At 39.8% G+C, this 22,729-nt stretch carries 22 protein-coding genes and 1 pseudogene; 13 read left to right on the top strand and 10 right to left on the bottom strand.

Features of this window, described 5'->3' with window-relative positions; translation table 11 throughout:
* The first annotated feature begins 1 nt into the window (after nt 1).
* The 3 genes from OB_RS16735 to OB_RS16725 are packed head-to-tail and all read left to right on the top strand — an operon-like array spanning nt 2 to nt 4,291.
* Nucleotides 2-1,441, top strand: coding sequence for a M20 family metallopeptidase (locus tag OB_RS16735; protein ID WP_041544363.1), 1,440 nt, complete (start codon nt 2-4; stop codon nt 1,439-1,441).
* 13 nt (nt 1,442-1,454) lie between these two features.
* Nucleotides 1,455-2,966, top strand: a complete 1,512-nt coding sequence (locus OB_RS16730) for an AbgT family transporter (protein ID WP_011067680.1) — start codon at nt 1,455-1,457, stop codon at nt 2,964-2,966.
* A 26-nt stretch (nt 2,967-2,992) separates the two neighbouring features.
* Nucleotides 2,993-4,291, top strand: a complete 1,299-nt coding sequence (locus tag OB_RS16725; RefSeq protein ID WP_011067679.1) for an amidohydrolase — start codon at nt 2,993-2,995, stop codon at nt 4,289-4,291.
* 291 nt (nt 4,292-4,582) lie between these two features.
* On the opposite strand, the gene OB_RS16720 is transcribed toward OB_RS16725, so the two are convergent.
* From OB_RS16720 to OB_RS16705, 5 genes and pseudogenes are all read right to left on the bottom strand, one after another.
* A complete protein-coding gene (locus OB_RS16720) occupies nt 4,583-5,050 on the bottom strand; it encodes a FixH family protein (protein WP_011067678.1) in 468 nt (155 codons plus the stop codon).
* A gap of 1 nt (nt 5,051) precedes the next feature.
* Nucleotides 5,052-6,158 (bottom strand): annotated as a pseudogene (locus tag OB_RS16715) (PepSY-associated TM helix domain-containing protein); the annotation flags it as partial.
* 50 nt (nt 6,159-6,208) lie between these two features.
* Nucleotides 6,209-6,301 carry a hypothetical protein gene (locus tag OB_RS18815; protein ID WP_269445929.1) on the bottom strand — a complete coding sequence of 31 codons (93 nt, stop codon included), beginning with the start codon at nt 6,299-6,301 and terminating at the stop codon, nt 6,209-6,211.
* Between the two features lie 213 nt (nt 6,302-6,514).
* Nucleotides 6,515-7,402, bottom strand: coding sequence for an SDR family oxidoreductase (locus OB_RS16710; protein WP_011067676.1), 888 nt, complete (start codon nt 7,400-7,402; stop codon nt 6,515-6,517).
* A 157-nt stretch (nt 7,403-7,559) separates the two neighbouring features.
* Complete coding sequence (locus OB_RS16705; protein ID WP_011067675.1) at nt 7,560-8,525, bottom strand: L-lactate dehydrogenase; 966 nt, start codon at nt 8,523-8,525, stop codon at nt 7,560-7,562.
* 127 nt (nt 8,526-8,652) lie between these two features.
* On the opposite strand from OB_RS16705, the gene OB_RS18810 reads away from it, so the two are divergent.
* Nucleotides 8,653-8,781, top strand: a complete 129-nt coding sequence (locus tag OB_RS18810; RefSeq protein WP_269445902.1) for a hypothetical protein — start codon at nt 8,653-8,655, stop codon at nt 8,779-8,781.
* Between the two features lie 344 nt (nt 8,782-9,125).
* Here OB_RS18810 and OB_RS16700 read toward each other — a convergent pair whose 3' ends face one another.
* Complete coding sequence (locus OB_RS16700) at nt 9,126-10,148, bottom strand: potassium channel family protein (RefSeq protein ID WP_011067674.1); 1,023 nt, start codon at nt 10,146-10,148, stop codon at nt 9,126-9,128.
* A 383-nt stretch (nt 10,149-10,531) separates the two neighbouring features.
* Here OB_RS16700 and OB_RS16695 point away from each other — a divergent pair, with 383 nt between their 5' ends.
* Both OB_RS16695 and OB_RS16690 read left to right on the top strand, forming a co-directional pair.
* On the top strand, nt 10,532-10,840 hold the full coding sequence (locus OB_RS16695) for a PadR family transcriptional regulator (RefSeq protein WP_011067673.1): 309 nt from the start codon (nt 10,532-10,534) through the stop codon (nt 10,838-10,840).
* Between the two features lie 23 nt (nt 10,841-10,863).
* Nucleotides 10,864-12,066: a chromate transporter gene (locus OB_RS16690; RefSeq protein ID WP_011067672.1), complete on the top strand. Its 1,203-nt coding sequence runs from the start codon at nt 10,864-10,866 to the stop codon at nt 12,064-12,066.
* Between the two features lie 109 nt (nt 12,067-12,175).
* On the opposite strand, the gene panC is transcribed toward OB_RS16690, so the two are convergent.
* Together panC and panB are read right to left on the bottom strand one after the other, a co-directional pair.
* Nucleotides 12,176-13,027, bottom strand: a complete 852-nt coding sequence (gene panC / locus OB_RS16685) for a pantoate--beta-alanine ligase (protein WP_011067671.1) — start codon at nt 13,025-13,027, stop codon at nt 12,176-12,178.
* Nucleotides 13,024-13,836 (bottom strand): 3-methyl-2-oxobutanoate hydroxymethyltransferase, encoded by an 813-nt coding sequence (panB, locus tag OB_RS16680; RefSeq protein ID WP_011067670.1) that lies wholly within the window; start codon nt 13,834-13,836, stop codon nt 13,024-13,026. The genes panC and panB overlap by 4 nt, the downstream gene beginning before the upstream one ends.
* Nucleotides 13,837-13,910: 74 nt before the next feature.
* Between panB and OB_RS16675 the strand changes: the two genes are divergently transcribed.
* Complete coding sequence (locus OB_RS16675; protein ID WP_231846965.1) at nt 13,911-14,786, top strand: oxidoreductase; 876 nt, start codon at nt 13,911-13,913, stop codon at nt 14,784-14,786.
* Between the two features lie 549 nt (nt 14,787-15,335).
* Here the strand turns inward: OB_RS16675 and OB_RS16670 are convergent.
* Together OB_RS16670 and OB_RS16665 are read right to left on the bottom strand one after the other, a co-directional pair.
* On the bottom strand, nt 15,336-15,851 hold the full coding sequence (locus tag OB_RS16670; protein ID WP_011067668.1) for a tubby C-terminal domain-like protein: 516 nt from the start codon (nt 15,849-15,851) through the stop codon (nt 15,336-15,338).
* Nucleotides 15,852-15,933: 82 nt separating this feature from the next.
* Nucleotides 15,934-16,383 carry an Lrp/AsnC family transcriptional regulator gene (locus OB_RS16665; protein ID WP_011067667.1) on the bottom strand — a complete coding sequence of 150 codons (450 nt, stop codon included), beginning with the start codon at nt 16,381-16,383 and terminating at the stop codon, nt 15,934-15,936.
* Between the two features lie 260 nt (nt 16,384-16,643).
* On the opposite strand from OB_RS16665, the gene OB_RS16660 reads away from it, so the two are divergent.
* The 6 genes from OB_RS16660 to OB_RS16635 all read left to right on the top strand — a co-directional run bounded on the left by OB_RS16660 (nt 16,644) and on the right by OB_RS16635 (nt 22,619).
* On the top strand, nt 16,644-17,624 hold the full coding sequence (locus OB_RS16660; protein WP_011067666.1) for a Bug family tripartite tricarboxylate transporter substrate binding protein: 981 nt from the start codon (nt 16,644-16,646) through the stop codon (nt 17,622-17,624).
* A 14-nt stretch (nt 17,625-17,638) separates the two neighbouring features.
* Nucleotides 17,639-18,115 (top strand): tripartite tricarboxylate transporter TctB family protein, encoded by a 477-nt coding sequence (locus tag OB_RS16655; protein WP_011067665.1) that lies wholly within the window; start codon nt 17,639-17,641, stop codon nt 18,113-18,115.
* 16 nt (nt 18,116-18,131) lie between these two features.
* Nucleotides 18,132-19,622, top strand: a complete 1,491-nt coding sequence (locus OB_RS16650) for a tripartite tricarboxylate transporter permease (protein WP_011067664.1) — start codon at nt 18,132-18,134, stop codon at nt 19,620-19,622.
* A 240-nt stretch (nt 19,623-19,862) separates the two neighbouring features.
* On the top strand, nt 19,863-21,476 hold the full coding sequence (locus OB_RS16645; RefSeq protein ID WP_011067663.1) for a gamma-glutamyltransferase family protein: 1,614 nt from the start codon (nt 19,863-19,865) through the stop codon (nt 21,474-21,476).
* 34 nt (nt 21,477-21,510) lie between these two features.
* Nucleotides 21,511-22,092: a chromate transporter gene (locus tag OB_RS16640; protein WP_011067662.1), complete on the top strand. Its 582-nt coding sequence runs from the start codon at nt 21,511-21,513 to the stop codon at nt 22,090-22,092.
* The gene (locus OB_RS16635) at nt 22,092-22,619 is read left to right on the top strand and encodes a chromate transporter (protein WP_011067661.1); all 528 of its coding nucleotides are present in this window, start codon (nt 22,092-22,094) and stop codon (nt 22,617-22,619) included. The genes OB_RS16640 and OB_RS16635 overlap by 1 nt, the downstream gene beginning before the upstream one ends.
* Nucleotides 22,620-22,729: the final 110 nt, after the last annotated feature.

Here is a 22,729-nt window from a genome sequence, read left to right as displayed (position 1 = left end):
TATGATGAAGGAGTTTGTTGAAGATTATTTAAGAAAACATCAAGCGTATTTTACAAAGGTCTCAGAATATGTCTTTAATCACCCGGAAACTCGATTTGAAGAATATGAATCGTCTTCTTATTTAGCTAATGAATGTGAAAAGCAAGGATTTACCGTCACTAGAAATGTCGCGGGTATTGATACTGCATTTGTCGCTACTTACGGATCTGGAAAACCGGTAATTGGATTCTTAGGAGAATTTGATGCGCTATCTGGATTAAGCCAACAGGCGGGAGAGACGCAGTACCAACCTTTAGAGAATGATGTTGGTCATGGATGCGGTCATAACTTATTAGGTACAGGCTCTTTTGCTGCTGCCTGTGCAGTGAAGTGTTATTTAGAAGAACATCAATTACCTGGTACAGTTACATTCTTTGGTTGTCCCGGAGAGGAAGGCGGTTCTGGTAAAACGTTTATGGTGCGAGAAGGTGTGTTTGATGAGGTGGATATTGCTCTGACTTGGCACCCGTCTCCATCGAATTCCATCATGAATCGCCCGACACTGGCAAACTATCAAGTGTTATTTAAGTTTAAAGGTACCGCAGCACATGCGGCTAATTCTCCTCATTTAGGGAGAAGTGCATTAGATGCAGTCGAGCTGATGAATGTAGGTGTGAATTATTTACGGGAGCACGTAGTAGATGATGCGCGTATTCACTATGCAGTAACAAATACAGGCGGGATTTCACCAAACGTCGTACAGTCTCATGCAGAAGTATTGTATCTTGTTCGGGCTGCAAAAGTAGAACAAGCAGAAAATATTTACCAGCGCGTACACAGAATTGCTCAGGGTGCTGCACTAATGACGGATACAAAGCTCACGGTTGAATTTGATAAGGCTTGTTCGAACTATATTCCCAATCGAAATCTAGAGGAAATCATGCATAATTACTTGCGCGATATAAAGATAGAACCGCTTACGGAAGAAGAAGAAGTTTTTGCTAAAGCAATTTCAGATACGTTAACGGATGAAGAAAGAGATTTTACGGTGGACTTAATGAAGGGCTTTGGTTATGAAGGGGACGGAAGTGAGTTGGAAGGTAAATACGTATCCGATAGTGTGTCAGATTACCACGCAACAGAAGAGTTGTTGCATGGTTCTACGGATGTTGCCGATGTCAGCTGGGTTGTCCCCACTGCACAATTAACAACAGCTACATCCGTATTGGGTACACCTCTGCACACTTGGCAAATGACAACTCAAGGGCTAAGCAGTATCGCCAACAAAGGGATGCTACGTGCAGCCAGTACGATGGCGTTGACTGGTTTAGATATGTTGATTCATGAGGAAAGATTTCAAAAGGTACAAAAAGAATTTACCGCATTTAAGGAAAAAAATCCATATACCTGTCCGATTCCAACGGATGTAAAACCATCTACACTAAGCGGAAAAGCAATTTAAGGAGAGTGATGAAATGAAGAAAAAAGGAGTATTTCAGAGATTTCTTGATGTTGTAGAAAAAGTAGGGAATAAATTACCTGATCCATTCATGCTATTTCTTGGTTTAGCCGTATTAATGATTATCGTTTCCTGGATTTTTAATTTGTTTAACGCATCCGTAGATCATCCGGGAACAGGAGAAACACTACCAATAAGAAGCTTAATCTCTGGTGAAGGATTAGAGTTTATATTAACGTCCATGCTAGATAACTTTACAGGCTTTGCACCTTTAGGTCTTGTGCTTGTAATGATGCTAGGTATTGGCTTGACGGAGAGAGTTGGATTACTAGATTATGCTATTCGCAAAACAATTCTAAAGTCACCACCATTTTTATTAACGTATACAGTTGTATTCGTAGGTATTTTAGGAAATTTAGCTTCCGATGCGGCTGTTGTATTGATCCCGCCGTTAGCAGCTCTCGTATTCTATAAAGTTGGCAGACATCCGCTTGCGGGTCTTACAGCAGGTTTTGCCGGAGCAGGGGCAGGATTTACAGCAAATCTATTTATTGCTGGAACGGATGCCCTACTCGCTGGAATATCAACAGAAGCGGCACAAATTATCGATGAGTCTATGATCGTAACACCTCTAGATAACTGGTACTTTAATGTTGTATCTGTATTTGTATTGACGATTGTCGGTGGATTAGTAACGAGTAAATTTATAGAGCCGAGATTAGGGAAGTATGAGGGAGATATAGTAGAAGAGGAAAATACGGAAGAACTACCTAATGCTAAAAAAGGTTTAATTTATGCAATGATAGCAGGGCTTTCATATATTGCTCTTGTTGCTGTTACGGTTCTTGTTCCGAATAGCCCGTTAACGAATGATGACGGTGGAATTCTACCTTCTTCGCCATTTTTAAGTGGAATTATCCCACTCGTGTTATTCTTCTTTATCATTATTGGTGTAACGTTCGGTTTAACGGTTGGAAAAATTAAATCAGGTAAAGATATTACCACGTATATGAGTGAATCCATCAAGGATATGGCAAGTTATATTGTACTTGTATTTGCAATCGCTCAATTTATTGCCTACTTTAACTGGAGCAACTTAGGTACTTGGTTAGCGGTGAATGGAGCAGACTTCCTTACTAGCATCAATTTTACAGGTATGGGTCTCATCATCGGATATATTATTTTTACAGCCTTTTTGAATTTCCTTATCACTTCCGGTTCAGCAAAATGGGCAATCGAGGCACCTATATTTATTCCGATGTTTATGCAGCTAGGATATCATCCAGCATTTACTCAGGTCGCGTATCGGATTGCAGATTCATCGTCTAATATCGTTACCCCGCTGTTTCCTTATATGGTAATTATTCTTGCATTTATGCAGCGTTATGATAAGAAAGCAAGTATCGGTACGTATATATCATTAATGCTTCCATATACGATATCGTTCTTAATTACGTGGATTATACTTATTATGATATTTTATTATGTAGGAATTCCTTTTGGACCAGGAATCTACCCACATCTATAAATTAACGAAAACTTGGAGGACGTTTCATGACAGTGAAAGAGTTACGTGAGCAATTAATTACGTGGAGAAGGGATTTTCACCAATATCCAGAAAAAGGTTTTTTAGAAATGAGAACAGCATCTATTGTGGCTGATACGCTTCATCATCTTGGTTTTTCGCTGCAATTAGGTAAAGAGGTAATGTCAGAAGCCGAGTGCATGGGAAAGCCGAATGACGAAGAAACGAAAGCACACATCGAGTGGGCACTTGATAATGGTGCACAGGAAGCTTATATGGATCATTTTTCTGAAGGATATACTGGCGTGGTTGCTTCCATCGATACGAACAGACCAGGGCCAACAATAGCACTTCGGTTTGATATGGATGCTTTGCCGATCCATGAATCAGAAGAAGCCAATCATATTCCCAATAAAGAAGGGTATCGTTCAAAGGTTCCCAATACAATGCACGCTTGTGGACATGATTCACATACTGCGATGGGATTAGGGCTTGCCACACTGATCGCTGAAAACAAAGAAAAGCTACAAGGTAAGATAAAGTTGATTTTCCAACCAGCAGAAGAAGGGACTAGAGGGGCGAAGTCAATGACAAGTGCAGGAGTGGTTGATGATGTAGATTATTTCATTGCCACTCACATCGGAACAGGTGTCCCGCATCATCATTTTGTTGCGGCGAATAATGGTTTTTTAGCTACTTCCAAGCTGGATATACAGTTTGATGGTATCGCATCTCACGCTGGCGGTAAGCCCGAAGAAGGAAAGAATGCACTTTTAGCAGCAGCATCAGCCATATTGAATATACACGCTATTCCGCGCCATTCCAAGGGCTCTTCGAGAGTAAACGTTGGAGAAATTCACGGTGGATCTGGAAGAAATATTATCGCTAGTCATGCGAATCTACTAGTTGAAACACGGGGTGAAACCTCAGAAATCAATGACTATATCAAAGATCACGTGTTTTCGATAGTAGAAGGAGCAGCAAACATGCATCAAATCAATTACGGTATAGATGTTGTTGGTGAAGCACTAGATTGCAAGTGTTCTGTAGAGTTGGCTGAAATCGTACAAAAATGTGCTGATTCCCACGCTGTTATCGAAAAATCGATACTTGAAAGTAATGAGAGTGCAGGTTCTGAAGACGCTACGTATTTTATGGAGAAGGTACAGCAAAATGGTGGACTAGCAACCTACTGCGTTTTTGGTACAGAACTTGCTGCTGGTCATCATAATGAAAAATTTGATATAGATGAATCCTCCTTGCTCGTAGGGGTAGAAGTATTATATCAAGCTGTAAAAGAACTTGTAGTAACTGAAATAAAAAGATAAAAGTAAAGAGAAAGAGCATAGTGGAATAAAAAGTTTTCGTCAAAAGACGTATGAATGCTAGAATAAGCGTAAGAAATATACGGAGACTCCTTGAAAATAAAAATCAATTTTCTGCGTGCGATGCAATGCTTTCGAAGTCTTCCTCCCACTGAAAGCGGAGTATATTTCTGAAGCGGTTTTCATAGGCCGATTGTTCAGATTTTCTTTTGCCTGAATACTTTTGTCCCAATCTCTTTCTCTCTTTTGTATGGTAAAAAAAGGTTGAGACATCATAAAAAGTTACAATGTAGATTAATGATGACTGTCGTGATCATGTCCTTCATGTTCATCTTCCGTCGGTTCATTGACCTCTTCTTCATAGTTACCAACAATGAACTGCTTTGTCGGCATAATCGTCGCGTTGTTTTTGCTCGCTGTTACCTTCATATGGTATATTCCATCCTGATCAAAGCTCGTTTCTACACTATACTCGCCATTTCCTACATTTTCAGCAACTAATTGTTTGGTGGTTTCTGAATCTACCATCCAAGTCGTTACAGAAAGGTCATCTAGTGTAGATACAGATTCTCCATTCTGGCTAAGTTCAAACGTTACTTCTGTATTTTCTTTCGCCTCAATATATTCTGGAACTTGAATATCGATTTCTAGAGGTGTTTCTTTTTTATATTGCTCTGCAACATCCTCGTCTAATGAACACCTAACTAATGCGACTAACACGATGATCCATAAAGAAGCGATTCGGATATTTTTCATCATCATGCTACATGCCTCCTTTTGAAGGTGGTCCGTGGAAGACATGTTTTAGCTTTGGTATTCGTCGGATAATGAGCCAATCGATGAAGAATATCACAAGGACCGATAAACCAAACACTGGGAAGATGATAGAGAAAATAATAAGGATAATCAACAATCCGCGAATCTTTACAATACTGTTCGACCTCGGCGCTCCAAAATGACCATCTGGTTTACGTTTCCACCAAAGGACCGTTCCGCCAATGACCAAGCCGATAATACCAAGGCATACAATTAATCCAATGATTTGATTGATTAATCCGTATTCTAATCCTTTATGAACGGTAATCCCCCAAGCCATCAGTTTTCCAAGCGGTTGATAGTTATCATAGCGATAATCCGCTAAAATAGCACCCGTATATTGATCAATATGCATGGTCGCTTCATCTCTAGCTTTCGGCGGGAAGACCGAGATGGTATATACACCATCATCTGTTTGTGGATATATTACTTCATAGGTCGGATAAATCTCTTGCTGATCTGCAATATTGACGACCTCGTCAACGCTTACTGGTAGATATCCATTTTGGTTAGAGGTTGGAACTTCCAATGTCTCTGCTGCCCATGGAACATCTGCAATATCCTTGGTTTGAACTTCGGAACTAGGCGCACTGCCCACCCAAATGCTAGGAGGGTAACCAAAGCCACTATTCGTTGTTAGGTTCTGGAATTTCGTACCCCAATTTCCTGTCCATAGTAAACCAGTAAAGACGAGGAATACGATAGCGATGGATAACCATACGCCTGGTACTGCATGAAGATCTCGTATAAACGTACGCTTGCGTGCCTTTAGTCTTGGCAAGAATACCCCAAATACGCGCATTTTTTTCGGTCGCCATAGATAGATTCCGGTTAAGACAAGCGCAAGTGTCCAACATGCTACCAACTCCACAATTAAATCTCCATAGGTGCCTAGCATTAATTCACCATGGAATTCTTCCACTCGGTCGATAATCCGGTGTTGATCATTCAATTGTCCGATTATCTCCGCGTTATAAGGATCCACGAAGATCGTGTGAGTCTCTCCGTCCTGCGTAATTTTCACTTCAGCTGAACGGGTTGCATCTTCTCCCGGCCGAAATTTTGTAACACCTGCTTCGGGATAATTTTCCTTTACTTCATCTACTAATGCAGATGGGGGAGTTTTTCTCCTTGATCGACGACATCATAGTAATCTTCATATAGAAATTGTTCAATTTGTGGTTTAAATAGATAAATAGACCCAGTAATCGAAAGTATAATTAAGAATGGTGCAATTTATTAATATAATAGATGTAAAAGCAACACAAATTATATCACTAAAGAATGGCATTGACTGTGGATATTTTACGAACTTTATACCTAAATAGATTTACACACTAAATAAAAAAGTACATCACTGTAGAAAGTGATGTACTTCTTTATATTGAGAATAAGATTGTTTTATCAAGCTTAGTTCGCACGCAAACCGCCTGTAGCGCTAAATACATGACCGGTCGCATAACTTGCGTGTTCTGAAGCGATAAATACATATAGACCGCCTAATTCTGCTGGTTGTCCGGCTCGGCCTAAAGGTGTTTCAGGTGTTTCTTTACCGAACTTCGGAATGTTTTCTTGTGGCTGACCGCCGGATATTTGCAGAGCAGACCAGTAAGGACCAGGTGCGACAGAATTAACACGGATTCCTTTGGAACTTAATTGTTTGGCTAACCCTTTGGTGAAACCAATAATCGCGCTTTTTGTTGGCGCGTAGTCCATTAGCATTGGTGAAGGGTCATAACCTTCCACGGAGGAAGTCGTAATAATAGAGCTTCCCGGCGGCATGTGTGGGATGGCCTCTTGAACCATCCAATACATGGAATATACATTGGTCTGGAAGGTCGATACTAATTGTTCTGTTGAAAGATTCGTAATGTCTTCTACAGCTTGTTGTTCACCAGCAACCATGACTAACGTATCTAATCCGTCTAGTTCATTGATAGCTTCGTGTATTAATGAACGAGTGAATTGTTCATCACGTAAATCTCCGGGAAGTAAAACGGCTTTTTGTCCGGCTTCTTCAATAAGTGCTTTTACTTCCAATGCATCTGATTCTTCCACAGGAAGGTAATTAATCGCAACATCTGCACCCTCACGAGCATACGCGATAGCAGCAGCTCTTCCAATACCAGAGTCACCACCTGTAATGAGTGCTTTCCTGCCTTGTAACTGTCCCGATCCCTTGTACGTTGTTTCGCCGCAGTCAGGAATCGGCGTCATTTCTCTTTGAATACCTGGCTGTTCTTGAAATTGCTTTGGGAAATCTTCATTTGTATATTTTGTTCTTGGATTTTGTGGCATCGTATTGCATCCTTTCTTATTTTTGTACGTACAATTTATTTTCCCTAGTTAGTCGGTAAATAAAACATCGTAGTCTAAAAAAGGTCTCCCCAATACATAACCAAAAATCAAAAACGTACAAGCAGGCTGATGTGCTCCCCTTCATTCATGTTCTATACTATTTCATCATTTGCATCGTAGGTTCGTAAATTCCCTTAAGCGTCTGAACGCTATGATTAAATTGTTTCTGTTCATCTTCGTTCATTGGCACTTCTATTATTTCACTAACCCCATTTCGATTGATAATCGTCGGCACGCCAATACATACATTATCTACACCATATTCACCTTGAAGAAAGCTGCTGGTAGTTAAAATACTGTGTTCATCTTTTAATATTGCTTCCGTTACCCGGACAAGACTCATAGCTATACCATAGTAGGTAGCTCCTTTTTTCTGAATGATTCGGTATGCTGCATCCCGTACATTTGTAAAAATGTCGTCTAAATCTTCTGTTGTATAGGATTCACTTCGATTTAAATACGTGAGAAGCGGTACCGTTCCTATAGTAGCTGTGCTCCACAGTGGGAGTTCCGTATCACCGTGTTCACCGATAATATAAGCATGAATATTTTTCGGTGAAAGGTGAAAATACTCTCCTAGTTCATATCGCAGCCTTGCCGTATCAAGCGTAGTCCCACTCCCAATCACACGATGGGGCGGCAGTCCACTGAACGAGATAACCGCTTGTGTCAAGATATCGACGGGATTTGTTGCGATTAAAAATATACCATTGAAGCCACTATTCATCACGTCAGTCACAATTTCTTTAAAGATTTTCATGTTTTTTTCTACAAGATCTAAGCGAGTTTCCCCAGACTGTTGGTTAGCCCCAGCGCAAATACATACGATATCCGCATCCTTACAATCCCCGTATTCACCCAACCACACATTCGTCAATGAAGGAGCAAAGGCTTTTCCGTGATTTAAATCCATCACATCACCTAGAGCCTTATCTGCATCTAAATCAATAATTGCCAATTCCTCCGTCACACCTTGATTCATCAATGCAAATGCATAACTAACACCAACCGATCCACCCCCAATAAGTACCACACGATTCACAGCTTGTTGACTTGTTCTCATGCTCACCACATCCTTATCGGTAAAATATGAAATATCTTCCATATCTTTATTGTGAAATATTTCACAAATAATGTCAACATAAATTCTGAAATTTAGAAAACATTTTGGAATTTTACAATTAGGCCGAGTGCAAAACTTATTAAACAATCAAGCGATAGTCTCTCAACCAAAACAAGCTAGAGAATCAAGAAAAGTGGTTAATAGACGTACTCTATTAACCAAAAAAGCTGAAGAAATCGGGAAAAGTGGTCAATAGAGCAGTTCTATTAACCAAAAAAGCTGGAGAAATCGGGAAAAGTGGTGAATAGAACAGCTCTATTAACCAAAAAAGCTGGAGAAAGCGGAAAAAGTGGTGAATAGAACAGCCCTCTCAACCAAACTAGCTCTTGAGAATCGTAAAACGATGGTCAATAGAACACCCCCCAGACCTCCGAGCCCGATCCAACGCAAACCCAATCTATCTCCCACTAAAAAATACCATCATCCGAACCGTCAAACTCATTCACTTACCACATCAAAACTCGGCTCAACCACTTCAACCGTCCTGCTTTGCTAGTTGCTCTGTACTTAAATAAACTCTCTAAGTATTCCCAATCCCCATTAAGAAATAATTCTCTCATAAGCACTTTCATCACAGATGATAAACAGTTTTGCATCATGTGGAATGGGTGCGGACAATTGTTTAATAATCGACAGGTCATTTCCGTTTGATATCAGCATGGCACCTTGAACGGCTAATTCGGCACGTGCATCTTCATAGGTTTTCCAAGCGTCTTTTTTACTGATGGAATACAGATCATAGGCTGTATTGCTAGTTAGCTGCCTAATAATTTCACTCGAACCATTGTATAAAATCGAACGTGCTGCTAAATGCGCTGCCGTATCATTGGCAGTGATAAATTCTTCGACGGAAACATGTTGAAATGCTTGGATATGCCTTGATTCTAAAACCTCGCATATCGTATAGATATTTTTTTTGTATTCTTTTCCAATACTTTCTAAAGTCGTGGCAATTAACAGCGTTTGACCATCTGCTTGGGATGTTGCGACACTGTCTTCTGAAGCAAAAACCATTATCGATTTACTTTTTAATAAGTTCGCTTGTAGTAATACATCCGTATTCGCTGGGTTACCATGAACGAACTCCACTTGTTCATGTAAAATTGGTGTTTTGGTAACTTTTTCATCAATAATAACGATGGATATATCATTGAATGTTTTTAGTAATTCTTCTAGCGTAATACTCGCTTTTTTTGTCCAATTTATTAAGATAATATGATCTTCTGTTGTAATATTCAATTTCCCTGCCTCCTTTAATCGTTTACGAACACTTAAGAAATCGACGGCTTTACCGATAAAAATAGTCATGATTCCGATTCCAATAATATATAAAAACATCGCAAATATTTTTCCTGAAACAGTGGTTGGAGACACATCACCATAGCCTACGGTTGTCACGGTTGTCATTGTCCACCAGAGACCCTCAAAAGGATCCGCAAATGTATCCGGTTCTAAAAAATAGATGAAGTAACTGCTTGTCAGTACTAGTACAATCGTCGAAAGTAAAAGAAACCAATTATTTAATCGGATGACTTTTACAAATAAATGCCTGAAAAAAATCATCGTATGCCCCCTTGTCTACACATCACATTTTACCTACTAAAATAGTAACATAAAAAACAAGTCATTCCGTGAAGATTTTGTTATCTATGACTTCAGAGCCCTACACTAGAATATCCTCTAAGCCTCATCAGTTTTCCACTTCATAACAAACGAAGGGTTCATCATTTTACGTGGAATGAAAAAAGCGAATGGGCTAAAATTACAATTTGGATTTATTTATACTATAATTTAAACTAATTCATACGCTTATAACTTATGTAGATTGCTTCGTTTGTTAAGTTTTTGTAAATTAACTTTTTTGAAAAGGGTACATATGTTACTATCATTATTGAGTTTCGATAACGAACTTCGATATTGAATCTCACGCTATTGGAGGTATATTTTTGGAGGATAGAGTATTACGGAAATTGTTTCTAGGGTTTATACACATTCATATTTTACACCATGCCAATGAGCACCCGGTTTTTGGGTTGTGGATGTTAGAAGAATTAAAAGAGCATGGATATAGTATAAGTGCGGGAACGCTTTATCCCATTTTACATTCGATGGAAAAAGACGGACTGCTTCATAAAGAAGAGCAGAACGTTGAAGGGAAGATTAGAAAATATTACACAGCAACCGATAAGGGAGTAGAAATTTTACAAGAGGCAAGGGAAAAAGCATATGAACTCTTTAAAGAAATCAAAGATTAACTTCAAAAAGGAGTACATGGTATATGAGTTATAAGCAAAATGAAAAATCTTCATTAAGTGCGTTGTTGGAGATATTATTTATTTCCACTCGTTTAGGTTTAACCTCTTTTGGAGGGCCAATTGCCCACCTCGGTTATTTTCACGAAGAGTATGTAAGAAGAAGAAAATGGATGGATGAAAAAAGTTATGCTGATCTCGTTGCATTAGCACAATTTTTGCCTGGTCCAGCTAGCAGTCAGGTAGGCATCGGAATAGGTGTGATGCGCGCAGGTACTTTAGGCGGCATCGTTTCATTTATCGGATTCACGTTACCATCGGTGATTGCGCTCGTTATTTTTGCTTTGTTGATGCAAAGCTTTAATGTAGCAGAAATGGGCTGGATACATGGGTTAAAATTAGTTGCGGTTGCGATTGTAGCGCATGCAATAATTGGAATGGCTAAAAAGCTAACGCCTGATGTAAAACGAAAGACAATCGCATTAGTTGCTTTAGTTATCACACTTTTATGGCAAACGGTCTATTCACAAGTTGTTGTTATATTCATCGCAGCAATGATTGGTTATGTTTTGTATAAAAATTATAAAAGTGATGTAGAAGAATCACATACACACGTAAAAATATTAACGAAAAAGTTTGGATTTATATGCTTGTCATTGTTTTTTGGATTGTTAGTTCTTTTCCCCGTTCTAAGAGAGATAACGTCATCTCACTGGGTGGCGATGTTTGATAGTTTTTATCGCTCAGGCTCGCTTGTTTTTGGTGGTGGACATGTTGTTCTACCGCTGTTGGAAAGAGAATTTGTCCCTACTGGATGGGTAAGTGAAGAAGCTTTCTTAGCCGGTTATGGTGCTGCACAGGCTGTACCGGGACCATTATTTACATTTGCTGCTTATCTAGGAGCGGTTATGAATGGATGGGTTGGCGGTTTGCTTGCTACCATCGCAATATTCTTACCGGCATTTTTATTAATATTAGGTACGTTGCCATTTTGGAATAGCTTACGAAATAACCACAAGATTAAAGGCGCATTAATGGGAGTGAATGCTGCTGTAGTAGGTATATTAATCGCAGCCTTCTATCAGCCGATATGGACGAGTGCCGTTCTGTCACCTGTTGATTTTGCTTTTGCAGCGGTATTATTCAGTATGCTAGTTTATTGGAAACTTCCACCGTGGGTGATTGTTCTAACCGGTGCTATTGGAGGAACATTGATCTCGTATATTTAGAAAGGGAAAATAGTGGGGAATACCCACTATTTTTTTATGCTTGTAACGAACATCTCAGGTAGTCAGAAACTAGGAAATCGGCCTACGATAAAGAGCTGGACAACTACTTTCAACTTTTTTCTACAATAATATTATCGATCAATCTCGCTTGTGAAAATTTCACGGCTAACGATATAAAAATCCGGCCAGTAATCTGTGTTTGTTCTATCAGTTCTGGGTAGCTGTAAATCGCAATCTCTTCAATCGTTCCGGATGTATGTGTGGTTAAATGGGTGTGGATTTCATCGATGATAACATCGCTGCTTCGTTCACCCGCATCATATAACTGTTTTGCTTTTAATAGACTTTGATATAATTGAACGGCTTCTTGTCGCTCGTTGTCTGTTAAGTAAATGTTGCGCGAGCTTTTTGCTAATCCATCTAATTCACGTATCGTATCCATGCCTCGAATGGTAATCGGATGATTAAATTCCTCGACCATCTTTTCAATGATTGCCAGTTGCTGCGCGTCTTTTTTTCCAAAATAGGCGATATCAGGACGGATAATATTAAATAACTTATTGACGACGGTTACCACACCGTCAAAATGACCCGGACGCTTTGCTCCTTCTAATACTTCCGCCATTCGATGGACGTTGATCGAAAGCTCGAGTGGCTTAGGGTACATTTCTTCCACGCTCGGGTAGAAGACATAATCGGCACCTAATGCATCTAGCTGTGCCTCGTCCTCTTCAATGGTTCGTGGATAAGCATCGAAATCCTCATTTGGCCCAAATTGCAGTGGGTTTACAAAGACGCTGACCACGGTATAGTCATTGTCCGCTATTGATTGCTTCACCATTTGTAAATGCCCGTCATGCAATGCCCCCATCGTTGGTACAAATCCAATTTGTTTATTATGTGCTTTCCGTGTTCGACTAAGGTGTTGCATTTCTTTTATGGTCGTAATTCGTTTTGTCATTCGTCTACCTCGTTCATAATTTGTTTCTTGTATGTGTATTCTTCAGTAGGAAACGCTTGTCGCTTCACCTCGTCATGAAAGTTTTTTATGGATTCTACACCAATAGAAAAATCACCATAACGCTTTACAAATTTTGGCTTATGCTCGACACCATAATTAAGTACGTCATGATACACAAGGACTTGTCCATTCGTTCCTACACCTGCGCCTATCCCGATAACCGGAATCGTAAGCGACTCGGTAATTACATGGGCAAGGTCACTTGGTATTGCTTCTAAGACAAGCATAATCGCACCACTTTTTTCAACAAGTTTAGCATCCTCAATCAGCTGTTTGGCTGCTTCTTTAGAGGTTGCTTGTAGTTGATAGCCTGTGATGCCGTAACTCTGCGGCGTCAACCCAAGATGGGCAACGACAGGAATACCGATATCATGGCATTTTTTAATAACAGGAGCGGCATGTGCGCCTTCGATTTTTATAGCGTTTGCATGAGTGTCTCGGTATAATTCAATGGCAAAAGCTGTATCGGTACTTGCATCAATGCCGATGGTACCAAAAGGCATATCAACGACAACATACGTATCCTTTGCGCCACGGCGCACTGCACGCGCGTGATGCTTCATATCGTCGAGAGTTACATCGACAGTGCTTTCGTAGCCAAGTACCGTCATCCCTAGGGAATCACCGACAAGAATCATATCTATTTCAGCAGCTTCCGCTTGCTTTGCACTCGGATAATCATAAGCAGTCAACATCGAAATTTTTTCTCCTTCATGCTTCATCCGCATGAAATCTTTCAAGGCCTTCATTTTTCGTCACCTACTATTTTTATTCTTGTACTTATTATAGAATTATCTGTATAGATTAACAATGCGTTTGATAGTTGAAAAGGAGCTTAGCTATGAAAAAGTTTGGAGTTATCGGACCAGGGGCAGTTGGTTCCGTAATTGCGGAATCTCTGTTGCAACATGGTCTTCAGGTACATTTATTAGGAAGAAATGCTGGAGAAGTACGTATCGAGCGGAAAGGGCAGTTGGCGGAAAGTACACTGCTCGTAGAAGAACTATCCCGTTTTGAAACCACGCTGGATTATATTTTTATCACAGTAAAAGGCACACAGCTATCGGCAGTGCTTCCATTTGTAGAAAAGCTCTCTCATGAAAATACAGTAACGATCATTTGTCAAAATGGCTATGGGCAACTCGAACAGATAACTATGCCACATACCTATCAAGCCGTCGTGTATATCAGCGGACAAAAAAAGGACCAAACGATAACGCATTTTCGTGATCGGAAATTAATTTTACCTGAAAATGAAGACACAATCGCCCTACATCAACTAGTTGAAGGAAGTGACCTCGATATCCAAATTAGCCCCCATTATCTTCACGATATATGGTTTAAGCTGCTCGTCAATCTCGGGATTAATTCTGTCACTGCATTGAGCCGGAATACTGCAATTGTTGTAACGAATGAAAAGGTCAGAAACCTGTGTGAATCATTGATTAAAGAGGGAATGACGATTGCTCATGCGGAAGGGATCCATTTTGAGAAATCTACCGTACAAGCCATCATGGATATTTACGATGGCTACCCGCCGCATATGGGCACGAGTATGTATTACGATCAGTTAAATCGTAACCCAATGGAAATCGATTATATTCAAGGATTCTTATATCGGAAAAGTCAGAAGCACCACTTAGACACGCCACATGTAGACACGGTTTACAGCTTGTTGGTGGCGAGTGAGATAAGGTGAAGACTGCATCTGCAAGTGTAGCGTTTTAGTAAGATTGTCTATTTTTTTTAAGAAGTGCTCTATTACCTAAAAGTTTTGCGTATTGCTCAAGAATTGGTCAATAGAAGAGCTCTATTGCCCAAAAGTAAGGCGAATCACTAGAGAATTGGTCAATAGAAGTGCTCTATTGCCTAAAAGTAAGGCGAATCACTAGAGAATTGGTCAATAGAAGTGCTCTATTGCCTAAAAGTAAGGCGAATCACTAGAGAAATGGTGAATAGAAGAGCTCTATTGCCCAAAAGTAAGGCGAATCACTAGAGAATTGGTCAATAGAAGTGCTCTATTGCCTAAAAGTAAGGCGAATCACTAGAGAATTGGTCAATAGAAGTGCTCTATTGCCCAAAAGTAAGACGAATCACTTGAGGATTGGTCAATAGAAGCGCTCTATTGCCCAAAAGTAAGACGAATCACTAGAGAATTGGTCAATAGAATGATCATCAAAGAGCTCAAGAATCTGCTATAATCCCAATCTCTTATATGAACTTAATAATAATGCAATTCACTTGAAATTTAGTTTTTATCATAGTAATAAGCGTGAAGAATACCTAAAAAAAGGAATTCCTTATCAAGATAGGTAGTATTTAAATCAAACACTACCTCCCGATTTTTAAAGTTAATTTTCCATTCGTCAATAGGGAGGTTATTTGTATGGAGAATAGCTGGTTTAAACGGCTTTTTTTTAATTACATAACTTTCATTCTCATATGTAAATGTAACCACATCACCTAGATCAATGAACGTTGTTTCCTCTACTAAAATCGTATTCCATTCACTTTGATCATAGTAGTGTACCTGTATTTTCTTTTTACTAAAGAGCGAAGTAACATCATCAGTTACAGCTACTAGATTTTGATTGCTATCGGTTAGCTCATAAGTAATCGAGCTTACACTCTTCAAAATTATATCTTGAAGCATTTTCCATATATTTCTATACTTCCCTGTCACTTCACCCTGTTTGTTATTCTCTATGTAAATTTCCGTCTTTTTTCTCTTATTAATATATCGATCATATTGATATACAGTCATAATAAAAATCCTTACATTTTCTACCGTTCAACCACAGTAAAATTCCCCGTATTCCATTCTTTAACTTCAAACCATTCATCCTCTACAACTTAAATCCAGTACGACTTTTGAAGCGCTTTAATATTATCGAGCTTTCGACACGTGTAATACCTTCTACTGAATACAATTCTTCATTAATAAACACTTCTAATTTCTGAAAATCCTCCACTAATACATGTGTATGTAAGGTGCTCGGTCCAGTCATTTGATAGATACTAGCCACTTGCGGGTGATTAGCTAGATTTTGGGCAACTTCCTGCAATTGTTTTGGTTCGACATCTATATCAAAAAAAGCAGACACTTGTTTTCCGAATTTCTCTGAATTGATAACCACCGTAAACTTTTCAATGACACCTTTTTCTTTTAAATTTTTAATACGATCCTTTACCGCAACACGAGATAAGCCAACCTTTTCTGCCAGCTCGACATACGATAAGCGGCCATCTTCTGAAAGCTCTTCTAATAGCTTTTTGTCAATGTTATCTAGTTTCATTGTTTTTCGGCTCCTATCCTAATTTTCACCCTAAATGTAGTTTAACAGAATATAACATGAAGCAAAACAACATGCTATCTCTTTGGCGCCGAAACATAAAGTAAGTAAAATTTACTAAATTCATTACATTAGTAAGTATAAATTTATCAAAACTTTACAATTGTACAAAAAATCTATTGACAGCCGTATAGTTGTTTATTATTATATTAACTAATTTACAAAAAGTATGAAATTACTGACAAATAAAAGGAGGAATTGTCATGAAACGTCGTTTATGGAGTGGTTTAGTTCTATTTTGTCTAGTTTTATTAGCAGCATGTAGTCCCCCGAGTACAAGTAGTGGAGAACAGGCGGAGAATTATCCTTCTAAAGATATTCAATTAATCGTACCGTGGGATGCCGGTGGAGATACCGATGCGATTAATCGAATTGTTGCAGAAGAGTTGGAAAAAGAATTAGATGCAACAGTTGTCGTAAAAAATGTTGCTGGGGGAAGTGGAGTAGTAGGGGCACAACAAGCGCTTCAAGCAAATAATGATGGCTATACATTGCTCGCTGTTCATGACTCTGTAGCGATGTCGCAATTAACCGGACAAGCAGATTTTGGTTACTTTGACTTTGAACCTGTTTCTTTAATGACGTCTACATATCAACTCGTAGCAACCAATCCGTCCAACCCGTGGGATTCAATGGAAGAAGTGGTAGCTGATGCAAAAGAAAATCCTGGCGAAATAACGTATGGCGCATCGATTGGGTCGACATCTCAGTTAGAACCTGCTCTGATTCAAACCGCGTCAGATATCGAATTTAATATTGTTGGTTATGATGGGACAGCGAATCGAATGAAAGCAGTTGTAGCCAATGACGTAAAACTAGGGAGTGTCTCTATCGCTGCAGGTAAGGATTATATGGAAGATGATCGAATGAAATTATTAGGTTATACAGGAGAAGAGAGACATCCTGACTTGCCGGATGTACCGACATTACAAGAACAAGGAATCGATGTCGTCAATGCTGCGAACCGTGGGATTGTTGTTCCGAAAGATACACCAGAAGAAATCGTCTCTAAAATAAATGAAGCGCTAAAGAATGTGGCTAATAGCGAGTCGTTTAAAGAGAGAATAGATGCAATTGGAACCGATGTGAACTTTAAAGGAACAGAAGAATATGTTGAATTCCTGCAAAACAATGAAAAAGAAATGGAAGAATCATTAGAAAAAAGTGGCTTACTAGATAAGTAGGAGGTTTATAGGCATTGATCAGTGCAAAACGTGATTTATTAAATGCAATTCTCTTGTTAGCGTTCAGTGGGTTGGCTTATATCGGTTCAACTCAAATTCCTATTCAAGGGTTCGGAAAAACAGAAGCCAATTTCTTTCCAAATATTATTATTGCCGTATTAGTGTTTTTAAGTGTTTGCTTACTCACGCAAAGCATATATCGGTTTACGAAAGATTCGAAATCAGAAAAAGTATCGATACGTAGCGCCATACGCAGCAATAAAAAAGTCATCATTACATTTGGCTTGTTTGCCGCATACGTGTTTATCCTGCCGTATGCTGGATACTTCATCGCTTCCATTCTATTTTTAATCGGTTTATATACGGTATTAGCACCCAATAAAAATAAAATTGTGTTAGTTATTTTATTCATGATTGGCTTGGTTTTCATATTATATGTGGTATTTCAACAGGTATTATCCGTATTTCTACCTCCTGGCATACTCTTTTAAAAGGAGAATTATCTAAATGGAATCTATTTTATTAAGTTTTGAAGCAATTTTAAATGTACAAACCATCCTTATCTTACTTACGGGAGTAATTGCCGGAATCATTATAGGAAGTATACCTGGATTCACGATTACCATGGGAGTAGCTTTAACATTGCCATTTAGTTTTGGGATGGAACCAATCAATGGAATTGCCCTGATGATGGGTGTTCAAGTTGGTGGTAGTTCAGGAGGCTTAATCACGGCTTGTTTACTAGGGATCCCAGGAACTCCTTCAGCGATGGCGACTACGTTTGATGGTTATCCTATGGCAAAAAACGGACAACCCGGAAAGGCGTTAGCAATTGGGTTGTGGTCTTCCTTTGTTGGTACGATTATTTCCGGTATTATTTTAATTTTCACTGCCCCAATTTTAGCAGAGTGGGCGTTAGCATTCGGACCATGGGAAATGTTTGCCCTCATGTTATTTGGGATTAGCGCTATTGCCAGTCTAAGTGAAGGTTCGTTATTAAAAGGCTTAATCGCTGGTAGTTTGGGTTTGATGTTTTCAATGGTAGGATCCGATCCGCTCACCGCTGTGTCGCGATTTACCTTTGGCATGACCGAGCTGATGGCAGGATTTAACTTTCTCCCCGTTCTAATTGGGATATTTGCCTTTTCTCAATTAATGGATGATATACGTAAGCCACCGGGCCAATTATCTCTCGATAGCAGCGCTTCGGTCTCTTATCCGATACTACAAACTATTCGAGATTTATGGAAATCAGGAGTGAATGTGATCCGCTCGAGCCTGGTTGGTACATTGGTCGGTATCTTACCAGCAGCCGGTGGTAGTATTGCGAATATCTTGAGCTATGATGTTGCCAAGAAGTTTTCCAAGAAGCCTCAGGAATTTGGAAAAGGGAGTAAGGATGGGCTAATTGCAGCAGAATCTGCGAACAACTCTTCCATAGGTGGTTCACTTGTACCGATGCTTTCTTTCGGGATTCCGGGTGACGCTGTAACAGCGATGATGCTTGGAGCATTATTAATACACGGTATTCAACCAGGACCATTGTTAATGCAGAATCAGCCCGTTCTCGTAAATGGAATCTTTATTTCATTATTTATCGCAGCCATTTTAATGCTGATTATCCAAAGCTTTGGCATCAAAGTCTTTATGAAAATTAACCAAATCCCGCATCACTTATTAGTGCCTATTGTTCTATTATTATGTGTGCTTGGAAGTTTCGCAGTAAATAATCGAATCTTTGATGTGTGGGTTCTACTGATTTTCGGGCTGCTCGGATTTTGGATGAAGGCCAATAAATTTCCGTTAGCGCCATTTATTTTAGGGATCATTTTAGGTCCAATGATTGAAGAAAACTTGCGCCAAGCTGTATCGGTGAGTCCCAGTTTGACTATGTTTTTCACTCGCCCAATATCGGCAGCTTTAATTATCCTATCGATCCTATCGATGGGATATGGGATCTATAGTAATATGAAGATAAGTAAGAAAGTGAAAGAATAATAGAAAAGGTTGTTCAAAAAGTGTGGTGAAAATGACACATATCAGGGGGGACCTTCTGCTAAAATCGCCCACGTCCTGTGGGCAACGCAGAAATCACCACATCCTGTGGAAGCTCGTTAGCTCAGCTTTAAGTTCCTCACGTATTCATTACATACGTTCTGGTACGGGGAGCTACGCCGCCTCGAACTTCTCGGTCCTTTTCATCCTCCTTTTTGAACACGTAATAGAAAGGGAGATTTGATGAATTTTTTTCATACCGAAACATATCCTTATACAAATCCAAGGCATGCAACCTATGCAAAAAATGGAATGGTGGCAACATCGCAGCCACTTGCATCAGAAGCCGGACTGTCGATTCTAAAAAAAGGTGGTAATGCGATTGACGCTGCAATTGCTACAGCGGCATGTTTAACAGTTGTCGAACCGACTTCGAATGGGATTGGCGGTGACGCTTTTGCGTTAGTATGGACAAAAGGTAAACTGCATGGACTTAATGCAAGTGGCCGTTCACCGCAATCCATCTCCATTGACAAAGTGAAAGAAACAGGAAAGGATCACATCCCAAAATATGGTTGGATTCCAGTTACGGTACCTGGAGCACCAAGTGCTTGGGCAGCATTATCCAAGAGGTTTGGCAAGCTATCGTTACAAGAAGTATTGCAACCAGCGATTAATTACGCACGAGACGGGTATCCTTTGTCACCAACGTTAAGTAAGTTTTGGAAAAAGGCATATACGGTTTTTAAAAAGGAATTATCGGATGATATGTTTCATGAATGGTTTGAGACCTTTGCTCCAAACGGTCGTGCTCCAGAAACAGGAGAGATGTGGCGCTCGCCTAATCATGCAAACACACTACAAGAAATTGCCGATACAGACGGGGAATCATTTTACCGTGGAGAATTGGCGGCGAAAATAAGTGCATTCTCTGAAGCGAATGACGGATTTTTAACAGCAGAGGACCTGGCAGCTCATCAACCAGAGTGGGTGGACCCGATTAAAGTAAATTACCGTGGCTATGATGTGTGGGAAATACCGCCAAACGGACAAGGGATCATCGCTTTACAAGCATTAAATATCTTAAAAGGATATACATTTGATACGAAAGAAGTAACTGACACGTATCATAAGCAAATGGAAGCAATTAAACTTGCTTTTGCTGATGGGCAGGAACATGTGACAGAAAAAGATCATATGAAGCATTCGGTGGAAGAATTATTGAGTGATTCCTATGGAGAGTATCGAAGAGGTCTGATTGGAGATGAAGCGATTCAACCAAAAGCAGGCGAACCAGCGCTAAGCGGTACCGTATATTTAGCAACGGCAGACAATGAGGGGAATATGGTTTCCTTTATTCAAAGTAATTATATGGGATTTGGTTCTGGCCTTGTGGTTCCTGGCACGGGAATTGCTCTGCAAAATCGCGGGCATAATTTTTCGATGGATCCGAATCATGTCAATGCATTAGCTGGAAATAAGCGAACATATCATACGATTATTCCTGGATTTTTAACAAAAGACGCAGAACCAATCGGTCCTTTTGGCGTGATGGGAGGATTTATGCAGCCTCAAGGTCATGTACAAGTAATTATGAATACCATTGATTTTCAGTTAAATCCGCAAGCAGCTTTAGATGCACCAAGGTGGCAATGGATGAAAGACAAACAAGTCGAAGTGGAAAACACTTTCCCGCACCACATCGCAATGGATTTAGCGAAGAAAGGTCACAACATACGTATTCAATTAGAACCGAACAGTTTTGGGCGCGGGCAGATCATTTGGAGAAATCCCGAAACAGGCGTACTGGTTGGCGGCACGGAATCCCGTACAGATGGTACGGTAGCCGCTTGGTAAGCAACAACAACAGCTCAGTAAAGGAATTTGCTATATGAGAACACATTGGAATATTTTTATCGCTTTTTTTCGCGTGGGTATGTTGGGATTTGGTGGAGGCCCAAGTTCCATACCGCTTATTTATAAAGAAGTTGTGGAAAAATATAAATGGATGAATGAAGAGGACTTTGGAGATGTATTAGCACTTGCGAATACACTCCCAGGTCCAATCGCAACCAAGCTTGCAGGGTACATCGGTTATCAAGTTACAGGTTTTTGGGGAATGCTTAATGCCGTACTAGCTGGTATTGTGCCAACCATCTTTCTTATGATCGGTTTGTTAGTATCACTGTCCTCTTTTAAGGAATACGATTGGGTACAAGGAATGACGGCAGCAGTGATCCCTGTAGTTGCGGTGATGCTAGCGACATTGACATGGCAATTTATAGATAAAGCCGGCAAAGGTATGGGTTGGATGCAAACTGGCATTATGTTAATCATTGCTTTCGTTCTGCTTGAATTGTTACAGATCCATCCAGGTATTCTTATCGCAGCGTTACTTGCTATTGCTTTATTAAAAAAGGATAAGATTCCTGAACAAGAGGAAGAGAAACCAGCAAGGGAAGGTGGTTCATAATGGTTTATTTGGAACTATTTATCGCCTTCTTTATACCAGGAATTCTTGGTTATGGTGGAGGTCCAGCGTCGATTCCATTAGTAGAGAATGAAGTGGTTAGTCGATTCGGATGGATGACAGTTCAAGAATTCAGTGAAGTGCTTGCACTTGCCAATTCTTTGCCGGGACCAATTGCTACAAAGATGGCGGGTTATATTGGCTACGATGTTGCAGGAGCTTTGGGTGCATCCATTTCTGTATTTGCAACAGTTGCTCCATCGTTGGTATTAATTATCGTGTTATTAGGTATTCTTTACAAGTACAAAAATTCTCCAAAAGTAAAACGAATGACCCTCTACATACGGCCAGTGATCGGAATCTTACTCGGTGTAATGGCATGGCGTTTCTTTAGTGAATCTTACATTGGGGTAGGGTTCTGGCAAACCGCACTACTTGCCATCGTTAGTTATGTATTGATGGAGCGAATGAAATTACATCCTGCATTTGTCATCGCGGGTGCATTAATCTATGGAGGATTTTTATTATAATGAAGCAGTCGGCTGTGCGTTACAAAATGGTTCAGGCAAAAACGATTTTAGGATTTAGTTACTAAAATAAGCTCGCCGGATGATCCCCGGAATTTTTCGAAAAACCGGGG

Origin of the sequence: Oceanobacillus iheyensis HTE831, assembly GCF_000011245.1 — a bacterium.
Taxonomy (GTDB): domain Bacteria; phylum Bacillota; class Bacilli; order Bacillales; family Amphibacillaceae; genus Oceanobacillus; species Oceanobacillus iheyensis.
This window is presented reverse-complemented; position numbering and strand designations above follow the sequence as displayed.

What these genes read in the sequence shown, in the direction of transcription:
- OB_RS16735 (WP_041544363.1), top strand. Translation starts at nt 2, where the DNA reads ATGATGAAGGAGTTTGTTGAAGATTATTTAAGAAAACATCAAGCGTAT.
- OB_RS16730 (WP_011067680.1), top strand. Translation starts at nt 1,455, where the DNA reads ATGAAGAAAAAAGGAGTATTTCAGAGATTTCTTGATGTTGTAGAAAAA.
- OB_RS16725 (WP_011067679.1), top strand. Translation starts at nt 2,993, where the DNA reads ATGACAGTGAAAGAGTTACGTGAGCAATTAATTACGTGGAGAAGGGAT.
- OB_RS16720 (WP_011067678.1), bottom strand. Translation starts at nt 5,050, where the DNA reads ATGATGATGAAAAATATCCGAATCGCTTCTTTATGGATCATCGTGTTA.
- OB_RS16710 (WP_011067676.1), bottom strand. Translation starts at nt 7,402, where the DNA reads ATGCCACAAAATCCAAGAACAAAATATACAAATGAAGATTTCCCAAAG.
- OB_RS16705 (WP_011067675.1), bottom strand. Translation starts at nt 8,525, where the DNA reads ATGAGAACAAGTCAACAAGCTGTGAATCGTGTGGTACTTATTGGGGGT.
- OB_RS16700 (WP_011067674.1), bottom strand. Translation starts at nt 10,148, where the DNA reads ATGATTTTTTTCAGGCATTTATTTGTAAAAGTCATCCGATTAAATAAT.
- OB_RS16690 (WP_011067672.1), top strand. Translation starts at nt 10,864, where the DNA reads ATGAGTTATAAGCAAAATGAAAAATCTTCATTAAGTGCGTTGTTGGAG.
- panC (WP_011067671.1), bottom strand. Translation starts at nt 13,027, where the DNA reads ATGACAAAACGAATTACGACCATAAAAGAAATGCAACACCTTAGTCGA.
- panB (WP_011067670.1), bottom strand. Translation starts at nt 13,836, where the DNA reads ATGAAGGCCTTGAAAGATTTCATGCGGATGAAGCATGAAGGAGAAAAA.
- OB_RS16670 (WP_011067668.1), bottom strand. Translation starts at nt 15,851, where the DNA reads ATGACTGTATATCAATATGATCGATATATTAATAAGAGAAAAAAGACG.
- OB_RS16665 (WP_011067667.1), bottom strand. Translation starts at nt 16,383, where the DNA reads ATGAAACTAGATAACATTGACAAAAAGCTATTAGAAGAGCTTTCAGAA.
- OB_RS16660 (WP_011067666.1), top strand. Translation starts at nt 16,644, where the DNA reads ATGAAACGTCGTTTATGGAGTGGTTTAGTTCTATTTTGTCTAGTTTTA.
- OB_RS16650 (WP_011067664.1), top strand. Translation starts at nt 18,132, where the DNA reads ATGGAATCTATTTTATTAAGTTTTGAAGCAATTTTAAATGTACAAACC.
- OB_RS16645 (WP_011067663.1), top strand. Translation starts at nt 19,863, where the DNA reads ATGAATTTTTTTCATACCGAAACATATCCTTATACAAATCCAAGGCAT.
- OB_RS16640 (WP_011067662.1), top strand. Translation starts at nt 21,511, where the DNA reads ATGAGAACACATTGGAATATTTTTATCGCTTTTTTTCGCGTGGGTATG.
- OB_RS16635 (WP_011067661.1), top strand. Translation starts at nt 22,092, where the DNA reads ATGGTTTATTTGGAACTATTTATCGCCTTCTTTATACCAGGAATTCTT.